The 10970-nt window shown below is 72.2% G+C and carries 11 protein-coding genes; 2 read left to right on the top strand and 9 right to left on the bottom strand.

Features of this window, described 5'->3' with window-relative positions:
• Positions 1-499: 499 nt before the first annotated feature.
• The 6 genes from RWM17_RS08215 to RWM17_RS08190 form a co-directional block, all read right to left on the bottom strand.
• Positions 500-1405, bottom strand: coding sequence for an NmrA family NAD(P)-binding protein (locus RWM17_RS08215; RefSeq protein WP_314102598.1), 906 nt, complete (start codon positions 1403-1405; stop codon positions 500-502).
• An 80-nt stretch (positions 1406-1485) separates the two neighbouring features.
• On the bottom strand, positions 1486-2247 hold the full coding sequence (locus RWM17_RS08210) for a hypothetical protein (protein ID WP_314102597.1): 762 nt from the start codon (positions 2245-2247) through the stop codon (positions 1486-1488).
• Positions 2244-2651, bottom strand: coding sequence for a hypothetical protein (locus RWM17_RS08205; RefSeq protein WP_314102596.1), 408 nt, complete (start codon positions 2649-2651; stop codon positions 2244-2246). Before RWM17_RS08205 ends, RWM17_RS08210 begins: the two co-directional genes overlap by 4 nt.
• A 125-nt stretch (positions 2652-2776) precedes the next feature.
• Complete coding sequence (locus RWM17_RS08200; RefSeq protein WP_314102595.1) at positions 2777-3232, bottom strand: ATP-binding cassette domain-containing protein; 456 nt, start codon at positions 3230-3232, stop codon at positions 2777-2779.
• A complete protein-coding gene (locus RWM17_RS08195) occupies positions 3229-3588 on the bottom strand; it encodes a GntR family transcriptional regulator (RefSeq protein WP_314102594.1) in 360 nt (119 codons plus the stop codon). Before RWM17_RS08195 ends, RWM17_RS08200 begins: the two co-directional genes overlap by 4 nt.
• A gap of 190 nt (positions 3589-3778) precedes the next feature.
• On the bottom strand, positions 3779-5479 hold the full coding sequence (locus RWM17_RS08190) for a ribonuclease J (protein WP_123548473.1): 1701 nt from the start codon (positions 5477-5479) through the stop codon (positions 3779-3781).
• Between the two features lie 553 nt (positions 5480-6032).
• Between RWM17_RS08190 and RWM17_RS08185 the strand changes: the two genes are divergently transcribed.
• Positions 6033-6566, top strand: a complete 534-nt coding sequence (locus RWM17_RS08185; protein ID WP_228506932.1) for a PadR family transcriptional regulator — start codon at positions 6033-6035, stop codon at positions 6564-6566.
• An 80-nt stretch (positions 6567-6646) separates the two neighbouring features.
• A complete protein-coding gene (locus RWM17_RS08180) occupies positions 6647-8347 on the top strand; it encodes an AarF/UbiB family protein (protein ID WP_314102599.1) in 1701 nt (566 codons plus the stop codon).
• Between the two features lie 22 nt (positions 8348-8369).
• Here RWM17_RS08180 and RWM17_RS08175 read toward each other — a convergent pair whose 3' ends face one another.
• The 3 genes from RWM17_RS08175 to RWM17_RS08165 all read right to left on the bottom strand — a co-directional run.
• Positions 8370-9047: a methionine ABC transporter permease gene (locus tag RWM17_RS08175; RefSeq protein WP_314102590.1), complete on the bottom strand. Its 678-nt coding sequence runs from the start codon at positions 9045-9047 to the stop codon at positions 8370-8372.
• The gene (locus RWM17_RS08170; RefSeq protein WP_314102589.1) at positions 9040-10077 is read right to left on the bottom strand and encodes an ATP-binding cassette domain-containing protein; all 1038 of its coding nucleotides are present in this window, start codon (positions 10075-10077) and stop codon (positions 9040-9042) included. Before RWM17_RS08170 ends, RWM17_RS08175 begins: the two co-directional genes overlap by 8 nt.
• A partial coding sequence (locus RWM17_RS08165) for a MetQ/NlpA family ABC transporter substrate-binding protein (protein ID WP_314102587.1) occupies positions 10074-10970 on the bottom strand: 897 nt, incomplete at its 5' end. The genes RWM17_RS08170 and RWM17_RS08165, both read right to left, overlap by 4 nt.

The raw sequence follows: 10970 nt of genomic DNA, 5'->3' as shown, positions 1-10970 counted from the left end.
CTCCTGCACCGCCGCTGCCGCCGCGGCCTGCGGCGCTCGCCGCGTCCACGCCGACGAGGGCACCGGTCGCCGCCAGGGCCGTCGCGGTCACGATCACCCCCGCCCGCTGTGCTCGCGTGCGCCAGGTCGCCCCGGGGTGCTGCGGTCGCTGATCGGTCTGTGAACGGCCTGACGCCATCGTCGTGCTCCTGCGGGTGATCCCGTGATCTGGGTGAGGCCGCTCGGGAGCGGCCGTGCATGACGGGATACACCTGTCGTCGATGACAGCGCCGTCAGCTCGTCATTCCTATCGGCACCGTGGCCCCCGGTCAAGGGGTGTCCACTGGTTCCGGGGTACAGGCGACGGGTCTCGGGTGCTGGGCGACGCCTCCTCGGCTCGGCCCTTCTGTCCTGGTGAACCGGCACGATGTGCTCCTCCCGGCGTCGCGGGCAGCAGTTCGTGCCGGTCCACCGCCGGCAGGGCAGGCAGGACGGGCGGGACGGGACAGGTCAGGTCAGGTCAGGAGCGCGAGGCGACGTGCGCGGCCAGGACGTCGCGGGTCGACGTCCAGTCGCGGCCCTCGCCCCAGCGGTCGTTGTCGACGCGGCGGAGCTGGCCGTCGCCGCTGTACATGCTCACGAGGTACTGCATGCCCTGCCAGGCGGGGAACGCCTCGTCGGTCTCGCGCGAGAACCGGCGCATGCCCTTGCTCATCGCCGAGAGCAGGCCCGTCGTGCCGGCCCACTGCACGCGGAACGGCTCGCCCGTCAGCGACGACATGGTGCGGGCGAGCTCGCGGGCGGTGACGCGGTCGCCGGCCACCTCGACGTACCGCGGAGCCGACGCGTCGAGGGCGACGGCGGCCGTGACGGCGGCGGTGTCGTCCTTCGAGGTGAAGTCGAGCACCTGGTCGGCGTCCGACCAGAAGAGCACGAGCTTGCGGTCGGCCAGCACGATGGGCGCCTGCCCGGTGAGCATGTCGGCGAACGCCCCGTTGAGCACCGAGGAGGCGCGGATCGGCGAGGCGTCGAGCACGCCCGCGAACTCCCGCCGGAACTCGAGGTTCCGGTTCGACCGCGGCGGCAGGGACCGGTAGTCGGCCGAGTAGTCGGAGGGCACGAAGCGCGGCACGCCCTCGGCGACCGCGGCCTCGAGCAGCGCGGTCTGCGCGTCGACGATCACGTCGCGCACCCCGCTGACGGTCGACACGACGACGTCGACGCCGCGGACAGCGTCGCGCAGCGCCGCCGGGTCCCCGTAGGAGGCGCGGGTCACGACCACGCCCTCCGTCCCGCCGAACAGGCGGTCGGCCGTGCTGCTCGCGGGGCGGGTGAGCACGCGGACGTCGGCGCCCCGGGCGAGCAGCTCGCGGACGACGCGGCGACCGAGGTCTCCGGTCGCTCCGGCGACGAGGACTGTGGGCATGGAGGGCTCCTGACGTGGGTCCTCCATCAGTACGCGCCCCGCGCCTCCGGCGCCTGTGCGTCGTCCGCCCGCGGCCCGGGCTACCGCACGGAGGCGCGACGCAGGAACGCGAACGTCCCCGCGATCGACAGCGCGGTCAGCACGACGGCCGCCACGGCCAGCCACCAGGGGCGGAACGCCTCGGCGACCGTGGCGAACGAGGGCACCGTGACGAGCACGACGACCGCGATCACGGCGACGGCGGTCACGCTGATCGCCAGCGGCCCGCGCGGCCCGAACCGCAGCCAGGAGGCGCCGAACACCCCGCCGACGGACAGCGCGAGCCACGACCCGAGGAAGGCCACCACGGTGAGCACGAGCGGGTCGCCTGCCCCCAGCACGTTCACGTCGAAGACGTAGAACCCGCCGAACCAGTGGCCCGTGAGCAGCTCGAGCCCGAGCATCCCGACGAACACCGCCGTGAGGAACAGCGCGGTCAGGGCGTGCGTCGCCGCCGTGCCGAGGGCGAAGTCGCGCCGGGTCGTGCCGAGCGCGGCCGCCAACGGGAACGTCGACGCGACCGTCGCGACCCCCATCGCGACGAGGTAGCCGCTCAGGGCCCAGGCGACGCCCGGGTTCTGTCGTGCCCCGGCGGCGTACGCGACCGTGCCGACGTCGACGCCCGCCCGCTGGATCGCGAGCTGGATGACGATCGACACCACGAGGGTCACGCCGATGACGAACAGCGGCACGAGCAGCAGGTTCAGGCGGCGGGCGAAGTGCAGGCGCACGACGGGGGCGATGCGGGAGGCGGCGCGCGCCTCCTCGGGTCGGCTGCGGGCGGTGAGCGGTGCGGTGGTCACGAGCGGGCTCCTTCCGGTGCGGTGCGGGCAGGGGTGTCGGCGGCCGTCCCGCCGTGGCCGTCGCCGTCGAGGTCGTCGCGGTCGTCGGCGTGGTGCACTGTCGAGGAGGCGGCGCTCGCGGCCCCGAGGGCGGCCACGACCTGCTGCAGGCCGACGGACGACAGCTCGACGCCGGCCGCGACGGCGTCCGTGCGGACCCGCTCGTCGGCGGCGCCCTCGACGGTCGCCGTGGTGAGCCCTCCGATGCCGTGCGTGCTCAGGACGGTCCGCCCCTCGAGGAACGCGGTGACCGACCGGGTCGTGCCGGCGACCGAGTACGCCGAGGCCCTGGCGGCGTCGACGTCGCAGTCGAGCCGCACCTGCCCCTGGTCGAGCACGACGACGTGCTCGAGCAGCGACTCCATCTCGTCGATGAGGTGCGTCGACAGCAGGATCGTGCGCGGGTGCTCGGAGTAGTCGGCGAGGAGGCGGTCGTAGAAGAGCTGCCGGGCGGTCGCGTCGAGGCCGAGGTACGGCTCGTCGAAGATCGTCAGCGGCGCACGCGACGCGACGCGACGCCGATGACGATCGCGACGGCCGAGGCCTGGCCGCGCGACATCTTCTTGACCGGCGTCTTCTCGGGCACGCGCAGGTCGGCGGCGAGGGAGCGCGCCAGCTCGGCGTCCCAGCCGCGGTGGAACGCGGGCCCGACGGAGAGCACCTCGCGCAGCCGGAAGTCGTCGGGCCAGCGCTGGTCGTCCTTGACGAAGGAGGTGCGGGAGGCCACGTGGGAGTCGTCGGCGGGGTCGTGCCCGAAGACGCGCACCCGCCCGCCGGAGGGGCGCTCCTGCCCGGCGACGATGCTGAGGGTGGTGGTCTTGCCGGCGCCGTTGCGGCCCAGCAGGCCGCAGATCGTGTCCTGCTCGACGTCGAAGGCGACGTCGTCGAGGGCGGTGGTCGATCCGTAGCGGCGCGAGAGCGCGGTGATCTCGATCGCGGTCGTCATGCGGTGGTCTCCTGATCGATCATGCGCCGCAGGTGGGCGGCGTCGATGCCGAGGGCGGCTGCCTCGAGCACCAGGGGGCGGACGTACTCGGCCGCGAAGGCCGCGCGGCGCTGCTCGGCGAGGCGCTCGCGGGCGCCCTCGGCGACGAACATGCCGATCCCGCGGCGCTTGTAGAGCACGCCGCGGTCGACCAGCAGGTTGACCGCCTTGCCGGCGGTGGCGGGGTTGATCCGGTAGAACGCGGCGAACTCGTTCGTCGAGGCGACCTGGTCTCCCTCGGCGTACGTGCCCGAGAGCACGTCGCCCGCGATGCGGTCCGCGAGCTGCTGGAAGATGGGCGTCCCGTCGTCGAACACGTCGCCTCCTTCGTCCCGGTCAGTGCATTGGTTAGTTGGTTCAGTAATGAACCTAGGAGGCGCGGGTGTCGCTGTCAAGCCCCGCCCGCCTCCTCCCCCTCTCCTGTGTCCACGAACAGACGAGAGATGCTCCCTGCACAGGTGCAGGGAGCATCTCTCGTCGGTTCACCGGCCGCGGGCCGGGGCAGGGTCAGTCGGCGTCGATGACGACCGTCGTGATGACGGGCGTGCGACGGTGGCGACGGAAGAACCAGCGGCTGAGGCCGTCCTCGATGGCGCGCTCGGCGGCCTCGCCGTCGACGTGGCCGCGGGCGGTGGCCTGCTCGAGGGCCTTGGCCGCGACGTCCTCGGCCTGGTCCTCCCAGCCGACGGCCTCGACGAAGCCGCGCGGGATGAACTCGACGGGCTCGACCAGCTTCTGCGTCGCGAGGTCGAAGATGCCGAGCACCGTGATGTGGCCCTCCTCGGCGAGCGACAGGCGGTCCTTGAGGGCGTCCTCGGTGGCGACGCCGATCGTGGCGCCGTCGACGAACACGTAGGGCGCGGGGATGCGCCCGGCGATGCTGGCGCGGCCGCGGTCGAGGTCGACGACCACGCCGTCCTCCACGACGAGCACCCTGTCCTCGGCGACGCCGGTGGCGATCGCGAGGTCGGCGTTGGCCGTGAGGTGGCGCCACTCGCCGTGCACGGGCAGGACGTTCTTCGGCTTGACGATGTTGTAGCAGTAGGTCAGCTCGCCGGCGCTGGCGTGGCCGGAGACGTGCACCTTGGCGTTGCCCTTGTGGACGACGGTCGCGCCCCAGCGGATCAGGCTGTTGATGACGCCGTAGATCGCGTTCTCGTTGCCGGGGATGAGCGAGCTCGCGAGGAGGATCGTGTCGCCCTCGCCGACCTTGATGATGTGCTCGCGGTTGGCCATGCGCGACAGCGCCGCCATCGGCTCGCCCTGCGAGCCGGTGCAGATCAGGACGATCTTGTTGTCCTGCATCTTGCTGAGCTGCTTGAGGTCGACGACCAGGCCCTTGGGGATGTTCAGGTAGCCCAGGTCGGAGGCGATGCCCATGTTGCGGACCATCGAGCGGCCGACGAAGGCGACCTTGCGGCCGTGCTTGTGGGCGGTGTCGAGCACCTGCTGGATGCGGTGCACGTGGCTGGCGAAGCTCGACACGACGATGCGCTTGGGCGCCTCGCGGAAGACGCGGTCGATCGCGGCGCCCAGGTCCTTCTCGGCGGTCGTGAAGCCGGGGACCTCGGCGTTGGTCGAGTCGGTCATGAACAGGTCGACGCCCTCGTCGCCCAGGCGGGCGAAGTGGTTGAGGTCGGTGATCCGCTTGTCCATCGGGAACTGGTCCATCTTGAAGTCGCCCGTGTGCAGCACGAGGCCGGCGCTCGTGCGGAGCGCGACGGCGAGGCCGTCGGGGATGGAGTGGTTCACGGCCACGAACTCGAGGTCGAACGGGCCGGCCTGGTGGTGGTCGCCCGCGGCGACCTCGTGGGTGATCGGCGTGATCTTGTGCTCCTGCAGCTTCGCCGTGATGAAGGCGAGGGTGAGCTTCGAGCCGACCAGGGGGATGTCGGGGCGCTCCTTGAGGAGGTAGGGCACGCCTCCGATGTGGTCCTCGTGGCCGTGCGTCAGCACGATGGCCTCGACGTCCTTGAGGCGGTCGCGCAGCGGCGTGAAGTCGGGCAGGATCACGTCGATGCCGGGCTGCGTCTCTTCCGGGAAGAGCACGCCGCAGTCGACGACGACGAGCTTGCCCTTGTGCTCGAAGAGGGTCATGTTGCGTCCGACGTCGCCGAGGCCGCCGAGCGGGGTGACGCGCAGGGCGCCGCGCTTCAGGGGCTGGGGCTTCTTGAGGTCGAGGGAGTGCTTAGTCGCTACGTTCGGCATGCTTGGCCGCTTTCTGTGGGGGAGTCGCGCGAGGTGTGCCCGCACGGAGGTGTCGGTGTTCTGCCGGCGTCGACCCGCTCGGCGGGCTGCCCGGCCCGCTGTGGCGGGACCGGCGAAGGAGGCTCAGGTCTCGGTCGGCGACTCGCTGTCGAGTGCCGTCGAGATCGACCACGTGGCGATCCGCCTCGCCGCCCGTGTGGGTTTCGGCGGAGGCGTCCGTTGCGTCCACTGGCGTGGTCGCGTCGACCACAGAGAGCGTGGCCAGACGAACTGTCGGACCGCAGTCTAGGCCACCCGGCTCGACGCCCGCCTCCTGGCGTCCTCGCTCTCCTCGCGCCGGCCCGCCCTCGCGCTCGCAGCTCTCCTCATTCATGGATCTCAGTCCTGATCCGCGCGGCGGGGGACTCGCAGTCCTGACCCGTGCACGACTCAGGATCCGCGCCCCCCGACTTCCTGCATCAGCACGGACGCCGACCCTGGGCGCCAGCCCCGCTCCCGCCGAGGCCCGAGGTATATCGTTCGGGCATCGCTCGACCCTCGACAGGAGATCATCATGGGCACCTCGCGCACACCCGGCACCTTCGGCATGGACCTCGACGGGATGTGGCAGGCCATGGACCAGCTCCGCTCCACCTTCGACCGTCGTGACGGCGCCCGCGCCCCGCGCGGCGAGGTCCGAGCGGCGATCCTCGCCCTGCTCGGCGAGCGGCCGATGCACGGCTACCAGATCATCCACGAGATCGACGAGCGCAGCGGCGGCGACTGGAAGCCCAGCGCCGGCTCCGTCTACCCGACGCTGCAGCTGCTCGCCGACGAGGGCCTGATCGTCGCCGAGGAGACCGACGGCCGCAAGGTGTGGTCGCTCACCGACTCGGGCCGCGCCGCCGCCGGCGTCGACCCGTCCGACCCGTGGGCCGCCCCGCGCTCCTCCGGCGACCGTCGCACCGCCCTGCCCAAGGCCGGCGTCGAGCTCGCCCGCGCGACCGCCCAGATCGGCCGCACCGGCACCTCCGCACAGGTCGACGAGGCGGTGGCGGTCCTCGACGAGGCACGTCGGCGCATCTACTCGATCCTCGCTCGAGACTGACGCGGGTGGCGTCGCCCCGTCCCGACGAGGCCAGCTCCGCGGCAGGAGACCGCGGCTCCGCGGAGCGCGACCGCAGCTCCGTGGCACGTGACCGTGATCCCGCGGTGCGCGACCGCGCCGGCCGTGCCCGGTACCGCCGCATCCTCCGGTTCGCGTCCCGCCACCTCGCGGTGACGTGGTGGTTCGAGCTCGTGCTGCCCCGATTCGGGCTCCGGTGGGTCGCCGAGCGCACCCGCGCCCGGCGGATGCAGCGCTTCGCCCGCGGCTTCCACGGGCTGGCGCTCGACCTCGGCGGCCTGATGATCAAGGTCGGCCAGTACCTGTCGTCGCGGCTCGACGTGCTCCCGCCCGAGATCACGAAAGAACTGGAGGGGCTGCAGGACGAGGTCACGCCCGTGCCCTTCCCCGAGATCCGTGCGCTCGCCGAGGCCGAGCTGGGCATGTCGCTCGACCGGGTCTTCGCCTCCGTGTCCCCCGAGCCGATCGCTGCCGCCTCCCTGGGCCAGGCGCATCGCGCCGTCCTCGGCCCGGTCGACTCGGCCGACACCGGTCTCCGCGACGTCGTGCTCAAGGTGCAGCGCCCCGGCATCGACCGCATCGTCGACGTCGACCTCGCCGCGCTCCGCAAGGTCGGCGGCTGGCTGAGTCACGTCCGCCTCGTGTACGACCGTGTCGACGCGCCGGCCCTCGTCGAGGAGTTCGCCCGCACCAGCCTCGAGGAGATCGACTACCTGCACGAGGCAGCGAACTCGGCCCGTTTCGCCGCCGACTTCGCCGACGACGACCGCGTCGGCGTGCCCGACGTCGTCTGGGAGCGCTCCACCCGCCGCGTGCTCGTGCTCGAGGACGTCTCCGCGATCAAGATCACCGACGCCGAGGGCCTGCGCGCCGCGGGCATCGACCCGGCCGAGGTCGCCCCGGTCTTCGCCGCGGTCATGTTCGACCAGCTCTTCGGCAACGGCTTCTTCCACGCCGACCCGCACCCCGGCAACATCTTCGTCACGCCCGTCGAGGCCGCCGAGGGCGAGCGCCCGTGGCGGCTCACCTTCATCGACTTCGGGATGATGGGGGAGGTGCCCACCGGCACCCGGAACGGCCTGCGTCAGCTGCTCATCGCGGCCGCGTCGCGCGACGGCAGCGGCATGGTGAACGCCATGCGCGACCTCGGTGTGCTGCTGCCCACCGCCGACACGGTCGGCCTCGAGCGCGCCGTCACCGCCACGTTCGCCCGCTTCGGCGGCATGGGCTTCGCCGAGCTGCGCGAGGTCGACCCGCGCGAGTACCGCGAGTTCGCCGGGCAGTTCGGCGACCTGATCCGGTCGCTGCCGTTCCAGCTGCCCGAGGACTTCCTGCTCGTCCTGCGGGCGGTGACCCTCACCTCCGGCGTGGCCAGCGCCCTCGATCCCGTCTTCAACCTCTGGGACTCGGTCGAGCCCTACGCGGCCCGGCTCGTGCGCGACGAGCGCGGCAACGCCGTGCAGGACGTCGCCCGACGAGCGGCCGACGCGGTCGGCGTGGCCGCTCGGCTGCCGGGCCGGCTGGACCACCTGGTCGGCCGCCTCGAGGACGGCACGCTCGAGGTGGGCAGCCCCCGCATCGAGCGGCAGCTCGGCCGCATCGAGCGGACGGCCCGCCGCGTGCTGGCCGCCGTCCTGTTCGGCGGCCTGCTGATCGCGGGCGCCGTGCTGCGCGCCGACGGTGACGCGCTCGGCACGGTGCTGATGGCCGCCTCCGCGGTGCCGCTGCTGTACGCGCTGCTCGCCGGGCGCCTCCCCGGGTAGGAGGCGGCGCCTCCTGCAGGGCTCAGGCCCTCGCGGTCTCGTGCAGCACCTTCCGGGCGACCACGTTGCCGAGCAGCTGCGCCACCTGCACCAGCACGATGATCAGCACGATGACCGTCACCATGACGAACGTGTCGAAGCGCTGGTAGCCGTAGGTGATGGCGAGGTTGCCGAGGCCGCCGCCCCCGACGAGGCCGGCGACCGCGGTCGCGTCGACCAGGGCGACGAAGATGTAGGTGAGGCCGAGCACGAGGGGGCCGAGCGCCTCCGGCACGACGATGGTGACGAGCACCCGCAGGGGCGACGCGCCCATCGCGGCGCCCGCCTCCACCGATCCGCGGTCGACCGCGACGAGGTTGGTCTCGGCGATGCGCGCGATCGAGAAGGTCGCGACGATGGTCAGGGCGAAGATCGCGGCGCCCGTGCCGATGCTCGTGCCGATCACGACGCGGGTCAGCGGCGAGATGGCGACGATCAGGATGATGAACGGGATCGGCCGGATCACGTTGATGACCGCGTTCAGGGTCGTGAAGACGGCCGCGTTCTGCAGCAGGTTGCCGCGCCGGGTCGAGTAGAGCACGAGCCCCAGCACGACGCCGAGCACGGTCGCCAGCACGAACGACACCGTCACCATCTGCAGGGTCTGGAGCAGCGCCGTCCAGATCTTGGGCCAGAGCACGGCCGGCTCGATGTCACGCACCGGCGACCACCTCCGTCACGCTCGTGGTGCGGCGCAGGTCGACCACGGCCGCGTCGATCGCCGCGTCGTCGCCGAGCAGCTCGACCGTGAGGTCGCCGAACAGCCGGGACTGCAGCTCGCTGACGCCGCCGTAGACGACGTTGAAGTCGACGCCGTGGGTGCGCGCGACGCGGGAGAGGAACGGGTCGTTCGACTCGCGGTCCTCGACGTGGAGGCGGACGATGCGTCCCGTGTGCACCCTGCGGATGCGCTCGAGCACGCCGGGCGTCGCCTCGTGGTGCAGCACGGACGACACGAACCGCCGCGACGTGGGGTGCTGCGGGTCGGCGAACAGGTCGTAGACCGAGCCGGTCTCGACGACCTCGCCGCCCTGCATCACGGCGACGCTGTCGGCGAGCTCGCGGATGACGTCCATCTCGTGGGTGACGAGCAAGATCGACAGACCGTACTCGTCGTTGACGCGGCGCAGCAGGTCGAGCACCTCGCCGGTGGTCTGCGGGTCGAGGGCGCTCGTCGCCTCGTCCGAGATGAGCACGTCGGGGCGGTTCGCCAGCGCGCGGGCGATGCCGACGCGCTGCTTCTGGCCGCCCGACAACTTGGCCGGGTACTCGAGCGCCTTCTCGCTGAGCCCGACGAAGTCGAGCAGCTCCTCGACCCGGTCGACCGTCTCGTCGCGGGAGAGGCCCGAGAGGCGCAGCGGGTAGGCGACGTTGCCGTAGACGGTGCGCGACGAGAGCAGGTTGAACTGCTGGAAGACCATGCCGATCCGGCGGCGGGCCGCGTAGAGCTCCTTCCCGCGGAGCGCCGAGACCTCGCGGCCGTCGACGACGACCCGGCCGCTCGTCGGCCGCTCGAGGGCGTTCACGGTGCGCAACAGCGTCGACTTGCCTGCCCCGGAGTAGCCGACGATGCCGAAGACCTCGCCGCGCGCCACCTCCAGGCTGACGTCGCGGAGGGCGTCGAACCGGCGCCCCTGCACCGTGTACGACTTCGAGACGTGCTCGAACGAGACGACCGGGTCCGCGGTCACGAGGTCAGCTCGCGGGCGGCGGTCTCGAGGTCGGCGAGGGTGCTGCGCAGGTCGGCCGCCGAGACGTCGACGAGCACCGTGTTGCCGAACGACTCCTCCTCGAGGGCAGCGGCGACGCGCGGGTCGGCGTAAGCGTCGGCGAGCCTTGTCCAGGCCTCGTCGTCGGCGTTGTCGGCCCGGGTCACGACCGCGTTGACGTAGGGCCGCGACTCGTCGCTGAGCGAGTCGTCGAGGTAGAGCGCGTCCTCGGCGTCGATCTCCTGCGACGGGTCGAAGTACGAGGTGCCGACCACGACCGCGTCGAGGCTCGGGTCGTCGAACTGGGTGGGGATCGTCGTGGCGCCGATCGGGACGAACTCGAGGCCGAGGTCGTTCGACACGACGTCGTCGACGGTCGGGTAGACGCCGACGTCCGGGCCGAGCTCGATCAGCCCGGCGGCCTGCAGGATGAACAGCGCGCGGGCACCGTTCGACGCGTCGTCGGGGATCGCGATGCGGGCGCCCTGGCCGAGGCCGTCGAGGTCGTCGACCGTCGCGGAGAAGACGCCCCACTGCGTGATGGTGGTCGAGAAGACCGGCGTCAGGTCGGTGTCGTTGGCGACGTTGTAGGCGCTGAGGAACGCCGTGTGCTGGAACGCGTTCGCGTCGACCTCGCCGGCCACGAGGGCCGAGTTGGGCAGGGTCCAGTCGTCGAAGTTGACCCAGGTGACGTCCAGGCCCTCCTCGGCGGCGACCGTCTTGACGGCGTCCTGCAGGTCGCTCTCGCCGCTGCCGGCGATCTTCACGCTGATCCGGTCGCCGCCGCCTCCCGCGGCTCCGCCGGTCGCCGCCTGGGCACCGTCGCCGGCTCCCGCGGTGGCCGAGCCGGCCCAGAAGCCGCCGCCGACGAGGGC

The organism is uncultured Frigoribacterium sp., assembly GCF_963515265.1.
Lineage (GTDB): Bacteria > Actinomycetota > Actinomycetes > Actinomycetales > Microbacteriaceae > Frigoribacterium.
The sequence above is the reverse complement of the archived record's forward strand: the minus strand, read 5'-3'. Positions and strand labels throughout refer to the sequence as shown.